A 16,206-nucleotide genomic window follows, 5' to 3' on the forward strand; every position below is an offset into this window, starting at 1 on the left:
GTTTCGATCCTGCTGCCTTTGACCTCCAGAGCGTCAACGAACGCCTCTTCGAGATCAAATTCTGATCGTCAAGACGGCCGTCAAATGTCGCTTACGAACAACGCGCATCAGCAGCAGGTGAATAACGGTACCGCGCCGCCCTCTCGCACACGTGAAGAAGACGGCAAGCAGACGAACGAACTTTTGGAGCATAAGGATGGCGAACGGTTGGACTACGGAGCGCAAAGCGAAGCAGGCCGAGGCAATCAGGCGGTGGAAGCCTTGGGAGCGGTCAACCGGTCCGACGACTGAGGAGGGCAAAGCTGGCGCGTCGCAGAATGCGCTGAAGCACGGGTTGCGCTCGGCGGAATGGCTGGAATATCGGAGGCGTTTTAACGGACTGCTGCGAGAGTGCCGGGAGCGACTGAAGAGGGCTTGACTTAAACAATTTGCCGATCCACTCGAAGCCCAAACAATCCTTCAATTTGCGCCATTCCGCCCCTGCTTTTTTTCTTGCCGCGAAGCTTTCAACTGTATAACACCGTGTCGCCGCAATTCATGCGGGATATGAGGAGGCTAGATGGCTGCAGACGGGTTTTACAGCGTCGATTTCAGTGCGCTAACTAAAGGGGCTCGCGGTGTCGTAATCCTCGAGGACGGCAGGATTCATGGTGGGGACGATCAGTATCTTTATTCTGGTCAAGTCAGCGGGCCGGACGACCGTTTAGAGGTGATGCTTATGGTCAAGGCGTACGTACAAGGCGCTATCAGTGCCTTTGGTTCGCATGGCGGCAAATTCGCCTTGAGCCTAACAGGTAACGTGATTGGGAAGGATATGCAGTTTTCCGGCCCCTCGCCAGTCCCTGGATCCCCCGGCATTACAGTGCGGGCGACTTATCTGTCCGACCTTGATCTTTCCTGAGAATAGCTATCAACAACGGAGGCTCCAGAGCTATTTCGCCTGTGGGGCTTTCCGTTTTAGATACTTCTATACGGAGGGCGACGCCGAAGTACAGTGAGTCTGGCCCCTCACGTTTGTCGCTCTTTACGGTCGCAACTTATGGTGAGGAACGCGCCAGTCAGTTAGATGCGGTTGCGTCGCTCGCCCTGATCCTCCCACATGCTAAACGAATAACCATTATCGGATGTCCCACTCCTCCACGTGACTTTGACTTTGCAATGTAGTCGATAATGGCCGTCGCCATCCCTCACCTCGTCAAAATCTCAATTTACATTTTCTTGCCCTTTACCAAACAACGGCCGTGATGGTTCGGAGCGGGTCAGCCTGCGGTATCATCGGCTCAATAAAAAGTTACGCCAGCCACGCAGCATGCTGGAATAAAACGAGTTCATAAATGACCAGAAGGGGAACCCATGAAAAGCATAATGGGCGGGGCGAGTTGTATTTTCGCGGCTGTCTTGATTCTGTCGGGATGCGGAAAGGATAACGGAAGCCAGTCTCAAACGACGTCCCAGTCAGCGTCCGCGGCTCTGGCCGCTACGCCTCCGGCCGTGGCTTCCAACCCAGCGCCGCCACCGGAGCCAGTTACGCCACCGCCACCGCCACCGCCACCGCCGAGCCATAACTATGCGATGGTCGACAACGGCACCTATGGGTATGAGCCTGCCCTGAGCGAAAACGATGTTCGCAACGGAACGGCGACAAAACCTCTCATCATGGTGCGCTACGTCGGCATCAAGAATGGCGCGTACATCATCATCATTTTGGGGCAAGACGCTAACGACACTACCGTAACGAACCGTGTGAGCTGCCAGACGTCCTGCGAGTTTGCGAAGTCTGAGACCATGGCTGGCGATACGGTCGTCAAAACAGAGACAATTCACGTCAAGCCTGGTTCTTTAATCGGAGCGATGCTCGAAGATGCAATATCAGGCCAACTCACTCCATACGGGCAGATCGTCTCCAACCGAACGATGCCAACGCCGGCTGCCACTACTGCCACTGCGCAATTTCCCGCGGTTGTCTCAGCGGCAACGTCTGATACTTCGACAACGACACCTCAGCAGTCGCAAGACACGAACACTCAGTTGCAGCAAACTAGCTTTGACTGCAATCAGGCAGGGTCAATCCCACAGTATTTGATTTGCCACGATGCGGATCTGGCCGCCTCTGACCGTTCGCTTGAGCAACTAGTGCAACAAGCTCGCACCGCGGTCCAGGATCAGAGTGCTTTCTCGGAGAGAATAAAAAAACAGTGGAATTTTCGAGAGAGAAATTGCAAGGACAAGGCTTGCTTGGCATCTTGGTATGCGTATGAGGCAGGTGTTCTTACCAAGATTGCGCAGTCGGGGAATGCATCAGCAAACTGAGCGGCACCGCGCGGATATCCGCGCGGCTAAATCCGAAGGGGGCGGGCAATATTAAGGCGCATCTTTCGAATAACTCGTGTGGGGTCGCACTCCGGTTCACCGGGGATGTGCTGGTTGCAAAATGCGAGGTGTCCACAGAAAGGAGGGTTGCCGGCTGCACATTACTTTGTATTCGATCACTCTCAACGCAACCAAAACAATAGTGGTATCAAAGATGAGCGCCCAGAGCTATTGAATCCATTAACGAGTGCCGGGGTGTTACCGCGGTGCCCGTGGTGAACTGGGCAGCCTCGGAAATATTGTTGCAAGCATCGCCTTTTATTTCACGGGCAAGCCGACTAAGCATGTGCCTCGACTACTGGACACCTGTAATGGAATCGCTTCTGCCATCGCCGTGGGTGTTTGCACGTCGTGGCATGAATTGCCGTCCCAGTTGCGCTGAGCTGTGATTGTCGTGATCGCACCCGGTGCACACGTCAACGAAGAAGGTGAAAATGTATCTGTGTGGACACCGCATGCATCTTGCGCGGCGATGAATTGCACCGTGTTGCCTGCGGGGGCGTCTGCGGCACATCGGATCTCAAACGATAGTTTCACGTGGACACCCGCCGCCGCTGGTGCTGGAGCAACTGGAAGCGGCAGCTGAGTGATCGGGGACGGGGCGCCAATATTTTGTATGACGGCCACGGACGTAATTTTTGGTATTGGATAAATGGCTGCAGTTGTTGTCACTGAGCCGTCCTGGAACGGGTCTTCGAGTTGGACATGCGCAACTCTATTTGCGAAGGTGACGGCCGCATTGACGGTGTGGGTAACTTGCCCGGAACTGTAAAACGTGTTGTCTTCAATAGTCGTTGCACCATTGCATTGCGTGGGAAGTGCCGCATTAACGACCGATGGCGGGGCAGAAGTTGTGCAACCTTCGACCGTTAGAGTCGCTAGAGTCGCGACGATATGGATGATGTGCTTCATGGATACACCTCCATCGGCAAAGCCTGAGACAGCAAAAATGCGATGACTGCGATTACTGTGGATCGCAATTGATGACGTAACCGCCGCTTGGGAGCTGTTGTGCGTGACAGAGATTCGTCACGTCCGGCGCAGCGGCAGCGATGTCGCGCGCAGCAAGCGCGCCGGGTGCCGCCGCGGTAGTTGGCTCAAGATGCAGGGAAACAATTCTATAACCGTTCAACCCAGCTTTTGCTAATCCCGAGTAAACGGCCTTCAGCTGAACATCGGTCAGTGCATTCATGTTGGTCTCCAGGTCTAAATGAACGAAATGCTCGCGTTGCGTTATGGGACGTTAGTCACCTGCAAGGTAGTAGGCGAATTTGAAGGTGCTGTCATCAACTGTTGTAGGGAATGCAACAATGCGAAGAGCTTCTTTGTGTGGGTGGCGTCTCCAGGGACGCAATACGTTTGGCTACGGTAGAGCACTGATGCAAAACAGTCAGCAGGGCTGTCACCCGACTGGGAGAACTTATGGACGTTGATTATTCCGCCGTATCCGGAATGGTCTGGTTTGACTAGATTCTTAATGTCTCCGTTTCGAATCAGGCCACCGATAAAGTCGTAAACACCATAGGTGGAGCGCATAAAAACTTGAAAATGCCTGTCGGCGGGTGCACTCTTGAGCGTCAACAAATATGCGATTGTCGGCTGTTCGGGCTTTGGCTTCGCGGCATTAGCTTCCAATGGCTGGGAGCTCGGTTTCCCGAGACTACCCGTCTTGTCTAATGGCACTCGCGTAATTCTGTTCGCGTTAGCGTTGAATATCCAAAGAGCGCCATCGGGAGCGACAATGAGCGCCGTCGACTGTGGGTTACTGACAGCCAGACCGGTTCCCTGGTTTGATCCTTGGCCCTGCCCCGCACCTCCTTGCATCGAACCCGTGTTCGTCGAAATCTTAGTCTGAACCCAGCCCTCGTTCACGTTGCAGTTGTCCAGACTTGCAAGCGCTTTCTCCGTCGTTGCTTCAGCGGCGGACGCGGCTTCCGGGGCAGCGGTTTCACGTGGAAGTTTGACTCCACTCAACGCGACCATGCCTCTTTTTGCACCACCGAGGATATCGGCTGCAAACGCAGGTTTGGCTATATGCGCATCGAAGCATAGCTTGCTCGGGGGAAACGTTTTGCCAGCGGCAATGGATGTGATGTCGGTTTGGGCGGTCAACCCTCCGACTAGCAACGAAGCCATGAAGCCCACAAACTTGGCGAATGCCTTGGGGTCGTCCGGATCATTTCTCCATTCATCGACGACTGATTCAACTACGGTAGAGTCCTTTACTAACTTAACCTCACGTACCCTGCTCACGGTCAGGAAGAACATCAACTCGCGTGAATAATCTTGATCTATGAACAGTGCCACCAGTCCCGGATTCAGTGGCGTGAGAAGAGCTTCGAAAGACTGCGGGTCGTCGACCACGCTCACGTGGAAAGTGTTCGAGTTAGTGCGTGATGTGGAGTTTGGTCCGACGACATAGTTCTTGGGGGATGTTGCAGCATGGGGCCCGAAAATGATCGAAGGAATGCCCAACGTTCCCGTGGCCGACTCTGTACCGTCGAGACCCGTAATGGTTATGAAAGTTAACGGCTCCGATAGTTCGGATCTGGCAACATTCAGCAACAGGGCGTTGTTGGAGTATTGCGTCGCATTCCGATTGACCTCTTCACCCGTTTGATTGTAGGGGCTGAATGCAGTGCATGCCGAACAAGAAATTATCGTAAGGAAAACTGAATATTTGTTTCGCATTCGCCTGCTCCTTGAGAGTCTGGCTAGACCAAGGGGGCTTCCTAATTTCGCGAAGTCTGCCTCACACGGGATCGACGTTTTTCTGGTCGGAGTGTGGGGGAAATACAATTGCGACGAGCACTTGCTGGAAATATTCTTTGTCGATTACGTCCCATATTTCAAGGGGTAGGGCCTCGTCTAGGCATACACGTAAACCCATCCGTCAGTAGCATGTAGCAGGGGCGGCGGGATGTTCACTGTTAGGGGCTAATACGCCCCGCGCCTACATGCTGTCCCTCCCGATGGCGGCAACTATCATTTGCAAAGTCGACGACCAAAATAATTTAGAATTTACTCTCTAAAATTGATCCGTGTTAATCAACATATATCTACTTTATAGAATTCCAATCCATCGTTAATCGTTTTATTTGTCCATTCCCCACCATTCGCAGATTATCCGAAGAATCCCTATAATGGGTTCCAGCAATAACAAATGACCTAAGCCCGATCCGGAAGGCTCTGCTCGAAACAACGAGCAACCCCGGGGGCAATCAGCGAAGGTACTAGCCCATAAATGCCAATTTCTCTGCGGGGAAGTTGCGCGTCGAAAATCACTGCGTATCCGCATTTCACAAGGATTGGCATGAACAGACTCTATGGCTCGCGCCGCCGAGAGGCACGCGCTATTAATTCCCGAAACCTGTCATGGAGCGAAACTGATTGTTCAGATGTCGATTATCTGGCGGCGCGTGCAATGTCGGGTTCGCCATTGGGTTCAATTCTCGAACGGCTTAAATTTGGCGGGGACGCGAGCGTCTACGGCGCATGTGCAGACTTGCTTTCGGAGAAGTTCTCAAGACGCACAAAACGCTCGGCGCGCAAGAGCTTGGTCCATGCCGCCCTGCATGAATACCTCGACGATCGATGTGTCGTGTGTACAGGTCGGTCTGCGGAACCGGAAGCAATCGACGCGGTGAGTGGGTGCGTGATTTGTAAAGGAACTGGCTTCCGCCCGTATGGAACTGCGGAACGCGCTCACATGGCGAGCATCGCAGTCGACTCATGGCGCAGATATGAGGCCGATTATCTGACCTTGCTGGATTGCCTGCGTAGCGCCGCCGACAGTCACCGGCGAGGAATGGATGCGGCGCTGGCCGATCCTGCTGATAGCAAGGCCTCTTAAGCGTATCACCCGAGCAGCATTACCCAATAGCCCGACTGGCTTCCCCGCCGTCGGGCTTTTTTATTTTTTAAGGAGCAAAGCGATGAGCGTTCAACGTTTTTTTACGACCAAAGAAGTAGCCGGACTGATGCGGGTCGCGGCTACGACTGTGCACAAGCGGCACTGTGCCGTTGGCAATTTTTGGGGCGTGCTTCCGGTGAAGACGCCTAACGGCAAGCTTCTGTGGCCGGCGGATGCCATCGAGGCGCTGCTTGAAAAACACGAAGCGGGACAGACGGTGTGAGGTGACCATGACGAGAAAAAGAAACGCCCGCGGCCAGGCGGGCGTCCCCACGACTCCAATGATCAGCGGCAGGGAATCGCCGGCTACCATTAAGCGAAAGATCGAAGCGCATTTTAAGGCATTGCGTCTTTATTGGAAACGCCTCGGTATCGAAGTCGATACCACGGAAAGCGAAGCTCAATTGATCCGGCTCGGTGCAATTCTTCGTGCTCAGGGCAGTCATGGTCTCGGCTCGATCGAGGGCCGCGCGTCTGGGGGTTTTGTTCAGTTACCTACCCGCATCTTCGATCTTAAAGAGCGCGGCTGGGATATCGCATCCGTGCGTGAAGGTGCGTGGGGTGGCGATGGCCTTTGGCACGTGGGCACGGTTCGGTATTTCCTGATCAAAGAACCATCTGCCGGCAACGAGTCCTAGGTCCCTCATCTTCATTTCGGCATCCAATCAACCTCGTTCCCACCAAGCTTGTCTTCCACGGCTGTTCACGCTAACCCCCATCCAGAAATCAGCGATCTTCTTCGCCTCGATTTCGTTTCGGTATTGCGGACATCCGAAATACACGGCCTATCTCTGAACAACTCGGCCGTCGGGTTCCGCTGACTTCTTGAAGAAAAAACATGCCAAAGTTCATCTTTACGAACAACGTTGATACGACGTTGGCGGGGGCAATCTCGCCCTCTGCAACTTCGCTCGCGCTGTCTAGCGCAACGCACTTACCAAATTCGATCCCCGCCGGCCAGGTGCTGGTCATCACACTGAATGATCAGGCAACGCGACAGAATTTCGAAATCATCTACGCGACCGAAGTATCCGGTGCAACGCTAAGCGGTTTGAGTCGCGGGCAGGAAGGAACGGCGGCGCTTGCGTGGTCGGTCGGCGACTTCGCCTGGTCGGGACCGACGGCGGGTCAGATGGCCAATTTCCAGCCCGGGCGGCTTCTGAACGTTCAGTACATCACAGCTACGAGCACTTATACGCCGACGCCAGGCACGGCAAACGCTATTGTCGAGGGCGCGGGAGGCGGAGGCGCAGGCGCAGGTTTCCCCAATCCGGGAAGTGGTTCAGCTGCCGCTGGTGGAGGCGGGGCAGCGGGTGCATTTGGGAAAATGGTGCTCAGCAATCCGGTCGCTACAAGCGTCGTCATAGGTGCAGGCGGCAACGGCGTATCCGGCACGGCCGGAACCAACGGCGGCACGACGTCTTTCGGCTCTCTGCTTGTCCTTCCAGGTGGCGGAGGCGCTCCACTGGCAAACATCGCATCCATCGCTTCATTTACTGGGGTCGATGGACAACCATCCGCACCGCCGACTGTAGTTGGTGGGATTGGATCGGTAGGCTATCAGGGCCAGCAAGGGATGATTCTTTCTGCCAGTTCCGGTCAAGGTGGCGCGGGGGGAAATTCCCCTTACGGATCTGGTGGTCTGATTGCGTCAACGAACACTATCGGCTCTGCATTCCCGGGAAATTCAGCCAATGGATTTGGCGCCGGTGGCGGCGGAGCTGTGGGTCTGGGAAATTCCGCTACCGAAGCTGGCGGCAATGGCACACCCGGAATCATCATTGTCTGGGAGTACACCTGACTGAGCTACCGCCTCCATGCAATTCGCCCCTCTTCCGAGGGACAAACGGCTAGCACCGATCGCTTCGTCACCCGAACCCGCATTCTGCGGGTTTTTTCATTTCTGGCACCGGAAAAAACCAATGCAATTGACTGACCTCCCCAACCCGTTGAGCGGGTCCGAACACGTTTCGATCCAGCAGACGCAGAACGGGCATACGACCACTTGCACCATTGCTCTCTCCGATCTGTTGAACCAGATCAATGCCGCCGCGCCAGCGTGGTGGGTGGCGAGTCTGCCTACTACCCTGCCATCGAGAGTGGGCGTGCTCTGGAACAACAACGGAAGTCTCGCCATCTCGTAACCGCTATTCAGCCCCACGAACGCAAGCCGCCATTGAGCGGCTTTTTTTATGGAAATTCCAGAATGAAAAAACTTGCACTTGTGGCGCTTCTTGCGCCCGCGATCGCATTCGGGCAAATCTATCCATCCCCTACATTCCAGAATCTCACAGTTCTTGGAACGTCAACGGTCCCGTATTCACTCACCGTCAATAACCCAAGCGCAACGACTGTCGCAGGCAAGCTCAATCAGATCGTCAATCTGACCGACTTCAACCCGGCCTGCAACGGCACGACGAACGATGACGCCGCAGTCAGCAATGCCGTCACGGCTATCGGCTCGACGCCAACCACTTTGATTGTTTCGTGCCCCGTCAAAATCGCGGCGAATCATACGTTTGCACAGGGCACACAACTCGACTTTGAGGCGAACGGACGCATCATCGGCACCACCGGTGCCGAAAACGTTCAGGTGCAACAGCAGATACTGGCTGGTCGCACGCAGATTTTCAGCAACGTTGCGGCACAGGCCGACGTCGGCATGACCGTCGAACCCGAATGGTTTGGCGCCCAGCTAAACAATTCGGGCATTGATAGCGGTCCCGCATTTAATACGGCGTTCTCGTTTCTGAGAAACACCGGCGGCACCATCGAGATGGCTGCTGGCACCTACACGACCGCCACCACGATCACCAACAACTGGAGTCATATTCGCCTGGTCGGGCAGGGGTTGAACATCACCACGATTGCCATGACCTCGGCCACGCTGGACGGGATCGACAACTTCGGCGCGTCTGGTACGCCGCTCGCAAACGACACGTTCGAGGACTTCTCGATCATCTGCTCTGCGGCCGGATCATCGACCGGATCGTTTGGCATCAACCTTCAATACAACGCGTTCACCCATCTGCGCAACATGCAGGTGCAGGAGTTTCTGTATGGCGTGAATCTGTTGAGGGCGACGAACACCGAAATTGATTTTGTCGGTGCCAGCTATGTCAACGGCTCTACGAACGGCTTCACCGGCTTCAACTTTAATGGCGGTGGCACAGGCACTGCGGGGAATGCATCAACCAATCTCCGCGATACCTTCGTCAGCGGCAACAACACCCTGACGGGATCTGTTGGTTACAAGTTTGGCGGTGCCTACATGTCGGATCTGTACTTCGACAATGCATCCACCGCCGGGACGAACTACGGCTACTACTTCGATTACTCGACCGCCTCCTACGTCGAGGACGTGATAATCAACCAGCCAATCGTCGACCAGTTCACGGCGCAGGGCATATTCGTCAACAACATGCCGAGCGGCGGCCAACTGACGATTTCCGGCGGTTGGATCAACCCGAAGGCAGGATCGAATAACAATACATCGGACGTCTACATCAGCGGAAGCTCTGGGGTCATCACGCTGATCGGATCGCAGATCGTGTCTGACAACGATACCGTGAACGATACCGGGTTGAACATCATCAACTCGAAGTACGTGAATGCTATCGGCAATCAGTTCAAGAATAACAACGTCTCAGTCCTGATGTCGGGAAGTGGGTACAACACTATCTCCGGGAACATCTTTAAGAACGATGCAATCACCGCGCTTGCTTACGTAAAGGCAACCGGCGACACCGGTTCGACGGTCGCTAACAACGTTTTTTCGGGGTACGCCACCACTGCGATCAGCTTCGATGCAACGTCGTCAGGCTCCAGTGCAATCAATAACACGATCAACACCGCCAACATCACGACACCAGTCCAGAACAGTGGATCGAATCCGATTGGTGGTGGGTGGACGGGAACGGGGTTGGGAGTGTTGGCGAACTCGCCGACGATCAACGGGGCGAACTTTACAGGGGCGACGGGACTTGCCTATTCGGGAGCGACATTCTTTCTCAACGATACGTCCGGTAGCGGGCAGTCCGCGATCAATTTTGATGCGAGCGGGACCGTACGGTGGCAGCTGTTTGGGCAGAGCACGACTGGAGCAAATTTCGGTGTAAGTCGATTTGTCAGCGGCACTTTCACCGATATTCCGTTTTCGATTTCCAACTCAACTGGCGCCGTCACGATGGTGGACGGCATCACCAGCACTCCGATCAGTGGTAGCTCGGGCTCGTTCACCACCCTCTCCGCAAGCAGCACAGTAAGCGGTATTCCAGGGCGTCTGCTCAACATTCAGGTCTTCTCGTCGAGTGGCACATATACGCCTACGACTGGAACCGCGAAGGTCATCGTTGAGGTACAGGCGCCAGGCGGTGGCGGCGGGGGTGTAGCGGCGACGTCGGCGTCCCAGAATGCGATTGCTCAGGCCGGCAGCGGAGGGAGTTACGCAAGCTCGCTAATTACATCGGGGTTTAGTGGAGCGACGGTGACAATCGGCAGCGTGGGGACTGGCGGAGCAGCTGGGGCAAATGCGGGCACCTCGGGCGGCACCACTAGCTTCGGCTCTATCATCTCGTGTCCGGGTGGCGTAGGCGGGGTCGGCGCAGCCGGTCAGGCAACCGGCTTTACCCAAAGCGGGGCAGCCGCTCCCTCTGGTTGTACCGTGTCGGGAGCTACTACGCTTTATAGCGTCTCGGGGACCTCCGCAGCGCCCGTTTCCAACCTGTCATCCACGGCGGCTTATTTTGTCCCTGGCGGTGCGTCGCACATGGGTTCCAATTCAAACAGCGGAAATGGAGTTGGCGGGAATGGTGCCGCCATTCCGGCAAGTACGTCTGCCACTGCGGGTTCAAACGGTACAGGCGGCAAGGTGATCGTGTACGAATACGATTGACGTTCCTCGAGGTCGTGGCGTTCGTCAAAGAGAATAGAAGCTCCGCAATTTTCGATTCCAGGCAGACGTTGCATTGGCGGGGCTGTCATTTTGCGCCGCTGATGCATTTTCTGGTCTGCTATTTCGGCAAAGGCTCGAATTGCGGATGCAATTGATAGTGGTCGGATGTCCTTGGCAACGCCAAGCAACGCGTTTCTCTAGTAGCCTTCCTCTTATCGCACCCAAGGGGAATGAGCAATGACGCTGTCGTACGTAACGGTCTATCCCGCATCGTTCGATCTGCCAGACGAACAGTGGCAGTCCGTCAATCTTTTGGTTAAATACATGCAAGACGGCCTTGCCGATATGGCCATCGCGCTCAAGTGCTATCAACAGGCGCGAGAAAGCATTGCCCACGATCGCGATCGAGATGTTGCGAGGTCTAAAGAGGAGGCACTAGCGCAAGGCCAGCGACAAAGCGATTTCGAGCGTGAAGTCGCAGCAAAGCATGGCATCCTCCGCCGCGACGAAATGGATGCCCTGGAGCGCGACGAACGCCGCAAAGCAGCGGTCGCGCTCGATATTGCGGTGGTTCAAGAGCGGGCAGCCCTCGGGCACGTACCGATTGAGTTCATACACAGGGCACCGCACGCCCACGCACTGTCATTTCTAGGTGCTGCAGATCGATTCCGAAAATGCCTGAAGGCCTTGGCGGCACTACGCGCCGAAATCAAACCGGTTTATGATGCCTTCGCTACGGAGTTTCGTGGTTTAAAGGGCGTGCGGGATAGCGCACAACATATCGACGACCGCGCCCAGTGGTTGGGGCGCGACAACCGAGGGCGTAAAAAACCTCTCGACATAGGGGCTTTGTCGCTCGAGAACCTTGATGGCGACGAACTGATATCGACCGACGAGCGCGGGAAACTTGCCTCGTTTTCCGTGTCCTCAGACGTCATTCGCCGATTCGGCGAAATCTTACAAGCAGCGATCGATGCGCTGCCAGCACGCGGAGGGCGACGTACGGTTCGACCTATGTTCGGCCCGTTTCCTTGGCGGTAGCGACAGCTGCTTCAATGCCAAGCCGCCGGCAACTACTTCGGGACACGTCTTGAACACTGGATGGCAAGCCCCCCATGTGACCAATTATTTGGTTGCGTTGGCAGAGGCCCTTAGATATCCGGGATTTCGGTGATTTAATCCGAGCCAGTCGCGGCGATGTTGTCTGGTAGTGTGCAATCGCATCATCGCGATACAGTAGCGGACGAAGCGTGCTCCAGCCTTGGAGCCTTCACGACGTTCCTGCTATAGATGTAAGGCGTTAGGCCCATCCGGAAATGCGATTTGCATAATTTCTTTCAGGTCCTCGGGGGTAGTATGGACTTCGTCACCGTCTCAGCAACTGAGCTTCTTGAGATCTTGCGGTCTCTAGGCGGACCGGCCGTCATAACAAAGAACAAACATCCTGAATCAGAGGAGAATTTCCGAGAACACCTAGACCATCCGGGGCAAATGCTGGACGGGTACTGGCCTGGCAAACCGACGCGCGTCACGGCTGATAACGGTTTTGCAATTCACTTTGTCGAACGGCACAAACGAATCTGGTTGGGTGACTATCTGGGCGCGGAAGGATGGGACGGTCGTGCAGGCTTCTATTCACTCATCCTCGGCGATGTGCAATGTTTGGAAGTTCCGGACATGAACCTTGTCGATGAGCGTCAGCGTGAACTATCCGAGATCCTCAAACAGCCTGGGGCCGTGATTTATTCCTATTTCGAACCTGATGTGGCAACCGAAGTGGATGATCGCACGGATGGCGGCCCGACATTCCGGCTCGCACAAATCAAGCAGCGACTTCAGCAAAAAGCATTCAGGAAAGCTGTCTTCGGATTTCTGGGAGCGCGATGTGTGGTCACAGGCTGCACTGCTGAGGCTCTTCTCGAAGCGGCGCATCTAAAAGGACGGCGCTGGGAAACTGGCGACAATTCCGAACGTGACGGAATCCCGTTACGCGCAGACGTCCACCGGGCATATGACGCAGGATTGATTGGCCTAGACAGGAACCACAGGTTGATCAAGATCGATCCTAGCCTCATGGCTGAATATGGGCAGTATCTGCAACCGCGGGGGTGAGTATCAGCTTCCGCAAGCAATTGGTCGCCTATGGGGTAGTGGGTCGTCGTACGGAGCAATACACACCGTTTCATTAAGAGATCAAATCACTCCGCTGTGCGTCTGTGGTCGGTTTGGTTTGTTGTCCAATGCGTGATCCACGTCACAAGGTGCCAGCAAATACTGGTTGAAAGTTGGAACTACCGGACACGTACATTTACCCGTTGTATTTTTTTGGTGCTGGCAATATAACGCTAGGCGAAGCGTGCGCCAGCGCGCACAACAACAACGATACTGAGTACAAGATGGCTGAAAGCGGTCGTGCTGCAGGTCGCAATGCGGGGAAGATCGTCCGCCGGTGGACCTACGGCGTGGCGTGTTTGTTGTTCATCGGAACAACCTTGGTATTTCGCGCGTTGCATTGTGATCCATCCAATGATTTTCGACCATGGATCGAGCTTTTAAACGGGGCCACATGGCCGGAAGGCGCTCCTTTATTGTGCCGGAACAGTGAATGGTGGTTTAGTTTGGCGGTTGCAGCCCGAACGACACTTAACTTGGGCGCGGTCCTTGCTTTAATTATTGTGCCGATAGAGATCTATGCGTTCCGGAGGAAGAAGATCATGGATGTTCAATATTTGCTGAAGAGCCGGGAACTTGCGGCCTTGCAGGCATTAGAAATGATGTTTCAGTCGGAACCTGAGACGGTCGCTGCAATAAAAAAGGCTGTGGCTGCGGCAGGCAAGCACTGGGACAATGAATATTTGCCTGGCATTTTGGGCGAGGATGACGCGATCAGTGTCCTAACAATGCCCGTCCACGAAGATAGACGCGTAACGAAGGGTATGAGGCCATGAAGGGCCTGCCTGGCGGGACTGCGACCTGTGCTACCGACAAGTTTCTCCAAGATATTCTGTCCGATGCGAGAGGGATGAGCGATTGCTATCATCGCCGTGTCGAGGCCATTTACGGGCGATGGAAATTTTTACGCGATCTTTTTGGTTCTCCACCAGCGCCAGCGGAGCGGGAAGTGAAAGAGTTCATTGATCGATACTTAAATAAAAAAGACTGCGAATGTCACGGTGTGTGTCCAGGCATATCTCTGAGCCGTGGCTGATGTTGCGCATCAAACATCTCTTCCCCAGTTTTGCGCGAGTTGCGTGGTTCATCGACCGGGCTACGTAGCGGCAAAGTACAAATTTTATTTAACGGAAGTCATCGACCGCCTGGAACCAGCGCTGCTCCCGGATGGACAGTCTGTCCTTTTTCAAATGTCGCCGCGGATTGCCGCACATCCAGCAACTGCAAGGCGTCGGAGTGTCGATCAAACGTCCAAGCTGGACATCCGATTTCTGCTCGTTGCTGAGCCACCAGAACACCCTTCTCTTTATTAATCGCGCCCGGTTCGCCCGGCGCTGCGCTGTACCTGCCATTTCACACCTCGATTTCAAATGTCGAATGTGCGAAAGCCCGCTCACGGCGGGCTGATGGCAAAACTGGCTTACGGGGAAGTCTAGACCTTCTTTCGCCGCTTGTCTCGCTCGTCCAGCACCTGGCCGACCTTCTCGGCGAACAGGTCGAGCGTGTGCTCGTCTAGCGGCGGCGCACTGGCACCTTTCTCTGAGTCGAAGCTTTCCTCCAGACGAGCCACTACCTCGGCGGTCAGGGAGCGCTTGTTTCGGGCGGAAGCCTCGTCCAGCAGATCCTTAAGATTCGCTGGGATTCGTAAATTCACTTGGGGTTCGTCGCGGGCCATAACGAATATTAATGCAGCACGGTGCTTGCAATCAATAAAGCACGGTGCTACATTTCAATCAAGGTCAACGCGCAACCATGTCGATGAGCGTTGCCGACTTCCCCTCTCAAGGAGCGAATCATGATCAGCCAAGCCAGCACTACCAAGACCGCCGCCGGCGCTCGCCGTCAGAATCTGCGTTGCCAACGCGACAACCTTGCAATTTTGACGAACCGGTTTGGCACGCGGGTGGTGCGCATCGTGGGACGCGCTGCCGATCTCTACTACGACTGGAAGGTCGAGGTGCTTGGCTCGCCGATCTGGTGTATCGACGCTCGCAGTGACGCGCCGGCCTTCACCAACCTCGGCTACGCAATGGACGGGCAACTGTTCCCGCTCGCGGAAACCGACGAAGTCGAACTGGCAATTGCGTGAGCGCATCATGTCCAGACATATCCAAAGGCAACCAGTCGCAGACCCGATCCACAGCATGGTCCAGGATGCGTTACGCGCCGCCGTGCACGCTCGTAGCGAACGGGAGGGCTTCGATCTGCTAGCAGATGCTCTGCGCAAGGTGTCCGATCTTGCCGGCACGATTTCGGCGGCGCGGAGGATACGGCAATGAGCCCACAAGCTGAAGGAGCGTCTACGCCTAACGCTCACGACGGCGAAATGGCTGCCGTAGATGCATTGCTGATCGTCAGCGCGCTACGTTGGTTGCACAACAACTTCGATGTCAGTGCTGATCGTGAAGACATAGACGGCGATCAACCGCTGGTCGAACTGGGTCTCAACGCGCTAGGAAAGCAGATCGAGACGACTCAAAGAGCACTATCGATTTGCCGATCAGAACAGGCCGCGGCATGAATACTTCACCCCTGATTCGTGAGACAACCACCGCCGTGCATGCCGATCTGACCGTCGAGGACGTCGACCGACTGCATTACCTGCTCGGCGCGCTCCGAGCATCATTGATGCTTTGCGAAGACGGCGACGTTGGCGCGTTCACTAGCAACCTACGTGCTGCCTTTTTCGCGAACCTCGCGACTATGGCGACGTCGGCACATGCAATCGTGTCGCATATCACGGTGTCGGGCGGAGCGGGGGAATGATCGACAACGCAAATCCGAAATGCATGCCTCGCTAAGGCGTACTGTGGGAGTCGCGCCGATATTGGCGCATATCGAAACTTACAGGAGTCCG

Annotated in this window: 18 protein-coding genes and 1 pseudogene; 15 read left to right on the forward strand and 4 right to left on the reverse strand. The window is 55.2% G+C overall.

Going from position 1 to position 16,206, the window contains the following annotated elements; all coding sequences use genetic code 11:
• The 3 genes and pseudogenes from B0G83_RS38585 to B0G83_RS12345 all read left to right on the forward strand — a co-directional run.
• Positions 1 to 291, forward strand: a pseudogene (locus B0G83_RS38585) (hypothetical protein); the annotation flags it as partial.
• Positions 292 to 559: 268 nt separating this feature from the next.
• Positions 560 to 901: a GrlR family regulatory protein gene (locus tag B0G83_RS12340; protein ID WP_105507718.1), complete on the forward strand. Its 342-nt coding sequence runs from the start codon at positions 560 to 562 to the stop codon at positions 899 to 901.
• Positions 902 to 1,572: 671 nt separating this feature from the next.
• On the forward strand, positions 1,573 to 2,310 hold the full coding sequence (locus tag B0G83_RS12345) for a hypothetical protein (RefSeq protein ID WP_105507719.1): 738 nt from the start codon (positions 1,573 to 1,575) through the stop codon (positions 2,308 to 2,310).
• Positions 2,311 to 2,628: 318 nt separating this feature from the next.
• On the opposite strand, the gene B0G83_RS38100 is transcribed toward B0G83_RS12345, so the two are convergent.
• The 3 genes from B0G83_RS38100 to B0G83_RS12350 are packed head-to-tail and all read right to left on the reverse strand — an operon-like array spanning position 2,629 to position 5,061.
• Positions 2,629 to 3,282 carry a hypothetical protein gene (locus tag B0G83_RS38100; protein ID WP_146120203.1) on the reverse strand — a complete coding sequence of 218 codons (654 nt, stop codon included), beginning with the start codon at positions 3,280 to 3,282 and terminating at the stop codon, positions 2,629 to 2,631.
• Between the two features lie 52 nt (positions 3,283 to 3,334).
• Positions 3,335 to 3,562: a hypothetical protein gene (locus tag B0G83_RS38105; protein WP_146120204.1), complete on the reverse strand. Its 228-nt coding sequence runs from the start codon at positions 3,560 to 3,562 to the stop codon at positions 3,335 to 3,337.
• Between the two features lie 41 nt (positions 3,563 to 3,603).
• Entirely contained in the window at positions 3,604 to 5,061 is a 1,458-nt protein-coding gene (locus B0G83_RS12350; protein WP_146120205.1) for a hypothetical protein, read from the reverse strand.
• Between the two features lie 622 nt (positions 5,062 to 5,683).
• Here B0G83_RS12350 and B0G83_RS38110 point away from each other — a divergent pair.
• The 9 genes from B0G83_RS38110 to B0G83_RS38115 all read left to right on the forward strand — a co-directional run bounded on the left by B0G83_RS38110 (position 5,684) and on the right by B0G83_RS38115 (position 14,125).
• Entirely contained in the window at positions 5,684 to 6,223 is a 540-nt protein-coding gene (locus B0G83_RS38110; protein WP_146120206.1) for a hypothetical protein, read from the forward strand.
• 82 nt (positions 6,224 to 6,305) lie between these two features.
• Positions 6,306 to 6,506 (forward strand): AlpA family transcriptional regulator, encoded by a 201-nt coding sequence (locus B0G83_RS12360; protein WP_105507722.1) that lies wholly within the window; start codon positions 6,306 to 6,308, stop codon positions 6,504 to 6,506.
• Positions 6,507 to 6,513: 7 nt separating this feature from the next.
• On the forward strand, positions 6,514 to 6,921 hold the full coding sequence (locus tag B0G83_RS12365) for a helix-turn-helix domain-containing protein (protein WP_105508085.1): 408 nt from the start codon (positions 6,514 to 6,516) through the stop codon (positions 6,919 to 6,921).
• 200 nt (positions 6,922 to 7,121) lie between these two features.
• The gene (locus B0G83_RS38590; protein WP_181156828.1) at positions 7,122 to 8,084 is read left to right on the forward strand and encodes a hypothetical protein; all 963 of its coding nucleotides are present in this window, start codon (positions 7,122 to 7,124) and stop codon (positions 8,082 to 8,084) included.
• Between the two features lie 121 nt (positions 8,085 to 8,205).
• Positions 8,206 to 8,427 (forward strand): hypothetical protein, encoded by a 222-nt coding sequence (locus B0G83_RS12370; protein ID WP_105507723.1) that lies wholly within the window; start codon positions 8,206 to 8,208, stop codon positions 8,425 to 8,427.
• A gap of 62 nt (positions 8,428 to 8,489) precedes the next feature.
• Positions 8,490 to 11,177: a hypothetical protein gene (locus tag B0G83_RS12375; protein WP_105507724.1), complete on the forward strand. Its 2,688-nt coding sequence runs from the start codon at positions 8,490 to 8,492 to the stop codon at positions 11,175 to 11,177.
• A gap of 237 nt (positions 11,178 to 11,414) precedes the next feature.
• The gene (locus tag B0G83_RS12380) at positions 11,415 to 12,218 is read left to right on the forward strand and encodes a hypothetical protein (RefSeq protein WP_105507725.1); all 804 of its coding nucleotides are present in this window, start codon (positions 11,415 to 11,417) and stop codon (positions 12,216 to 12,218) included.
• Between the two features lie 315 nt (positions 12,219 to 12,533).
• Positions 12,534 to 13,289, forward strand: a complete 756-nt coding sequence (locus B0G83_RS12385; protein WP_105507726.1) for an HNH endonuclease — start codon at positions 12,534 to 12,536, stop codon at positions 13,287 to 13,289.
• A 173-nt stretch (positions 13,290 to 13,462) separates the two neighbouring features.
• Positions 13,463 to 14,125 (forward strand): hypothetical protein, encoded by a 663-nt coding sequence (locus B0G83_RS38115; protein ID WP_146120207.1) that lies wholly within the window; start codon positions 13,463 to 13,465, stop codon positions 14,123 to 14,125.
• Positions 14,126 to 14,781: 656 nt separating this feature from the next.
• Here B0G83_RS38115 and B0G83_RS12400 read toward each other — a convergent pair.
• Positions 14,782 to 15,024 (reverse strand): Arc family DNA-binding protein, encoded by a 243-nt coding sequence (locus B0G83_RS12400; protein ID WP_105507729.1) that lies wholly within the window; start codon positions 15,022 to 15,024, stop codon positions 14,782 to 14,784.
• 120 nt (positions 15,025 to 15,144) lie between these two features.
• Here B0G83_RS12400 and B0G83_RS12405 point away from each other — a divergent pair, with 120 nt between their 5' ends.
• The 3 genes from B0G83_RS12405 to B0G83_RS12415 all read left to right on the forward strand — a co-directional run bounded on the left by B0G83_RS12405 (position 15,145) and on the right by B0G83_RS12415 (position 16,115).
• Positions 15,145 to 15,438, forward strand: a complete 294-nt coding sequence (locus B0G83_RS12405) for a hypothetical protein (protein WP_105507730.1) — start codon at positions 15,145 to 15,147, stop codon at positions 15,436 to 15,438.
• 186 nt (positions 15,439 to 15,624) lie between these two features.
• Complete coding sequence (locus B0G83_RS38120) at positions 15,625 to 15,870, forward strand: hypothetical protein (protein WP_146120208.1); 246 nt, start codon at positions 15,625 to 15,627, stop codon at positions 15,868 to 15,870.
• Entirely contained in the window at positions 15,867 to 16,115 is a 249-nt protein-coding gene (locus B0G83_RS12415; protein WP_105507732.1) for a hypothetical protein, read from the forward strand. The genes B0G83_RS38120 and B0G83_RS12415 overlap by 4 nt, the downstream gene beginning before the upstream one ends.
• The last annotated feature ends 91 nt before the right edge of the window (positions 16,116 to 16,206 follow it).

Source organism: Paraburkholderia sp. BL21I4N1 (assembly GCF_002973525.1).
In the GTDB taxonomy this organism is placed as follows: Bacteria; Pseudomonadota; Gammaproteobacteria; order Burkholderiales; family Burkholderiaceae; genus Paraburkholderia.

What these genes read in the sequence shown, in the direction of transcription:
- B0G83_RS38590 (WP_181156828.1), top strand. Translation starts at nt 7,122, where the DNA reads ATGCCAAAGTTCATCTTTACGAACAACGTTGATACGACGTTGGCGGGG.
- B0G83_RS12350 (WP_146120205.1), bottom strand. Translation starts at nt 5,061, where the DNA reads ATGCGAAACAAATATTCAGTTTTCCTTACGATAATTTCTTGTTCGGCA.
- B0G83_RS12375 (WP_105507724.1), top strand. Translation starts at nt 8,490, where the DNA reads ATGAAAAAACTTGCACTTGTGGCGCTTCTTGCGCCCGCGATCGCATTC.
- B0G83_RS12405 (WP_105507730.1), top strand. Translation starts at nt 15,145, where the DNA reads ATGATCAGCCAAGCCAGCACTACCAAGACCGCCGCCGGCGCTCGCCGT.
- B0G83_RS12415 (WP_105507732.1), top strand. Translation starts at nt 15,867, where the DNA reads ATGAATACTTCACCCCTGATTCGTGAGACAACCACCGCCGTGCATGCC.
- B0G83_RS12400 (WP_105507729.1), bottom strand. Translation starts at nt 15,024, where the DNA reads ATGGCCCGCGACGAACCCCAAGTGAATTTACGAATCCCAGCGAATCTT.
- B0G83_RS12340 (WP_105507718.1), top strand. Translation starts at nt 560, where the DNA reads ATGGCTGCAGACGGGTTTTACAGCGTCGATTTCAGTGCGCTAACTAAA.
- B0G83_RS38105 (WP_146120204.1), bottom strand. Translation starts at nt 3,562, where the DNA reads ATGAATGCACTGACCGATGTTCAGCTGAAGGCCGTTTACTCGGGATTA.
- B0G83_RS12365 (WP_105508085.1), top strand. Translation starts at nt 6,514, where the DNA reads ATGACGAGAAAAAGAAACGCCCGCGGCCAGGCGGGCGTCCCCACGACT.
- B0G83_RS38110 (WP_146120206.1), top strand. Translation starts at nt 5,684, where the DNA reads ATGAACAGACTCTATGGCTCGCGCCGCCGAGAGGCACGCGCTATTAAT.
- B0G83_RS38100 (WP_146120203.1), bottom strand. Translation starts at nt 3,282, where the DNA reads ATGAAGCACATCATCCATATCGTCGCGACTCTAGCGACTCTAACGGTC.
- B0G83_RS12380 (WP_105507725.1), top strand. Translation starts at nt 11,415, where the DNA reads ATGACGCTGTCGTACGTAACGGTCTATCCCGCATCGTTCGATCTGCCA.
- B0G83_RS12345 (WP_105507719.1), top strand. Translation starts at nt 1,573, where the DNA reads ATGGTCGACAACGGCACCTATGGGTATGAGCCTGCCCTGAGCGAAAAC.
- B0G83_RS12360 (WP_105507722.1), top strand. Translation starts at nt 6,306, where the DNA reads ATGAGCGTTCAACGTTTTTTTACGACCAAAGAAGTAGCCGGACTGATG.
- B0G83_RS38120 (WP_146120208.1), top strand. Translation starts at nt 15,625, where the DNA reads ATGAGCCCACAAGCTGAAGGAGCGTCTACGCCTAACGCTCACGACGGC.
- B0G83_RS12385 (WP_105507726.1), top strand. Translation starts at nt 12,534, where the DNA reads ATGGACTTCGTCACCGTCTCAGCAACTGAGCTTCTTGAGATCTTGCGG.
- B0G83_RS12370 (WP_105507723.1), top strand. Translation starts at nt 8,206, where the DNA reads ATGCAATTGACTGACCTCCCCAACCCGTTGAGCGGGTCCGAACACGTT.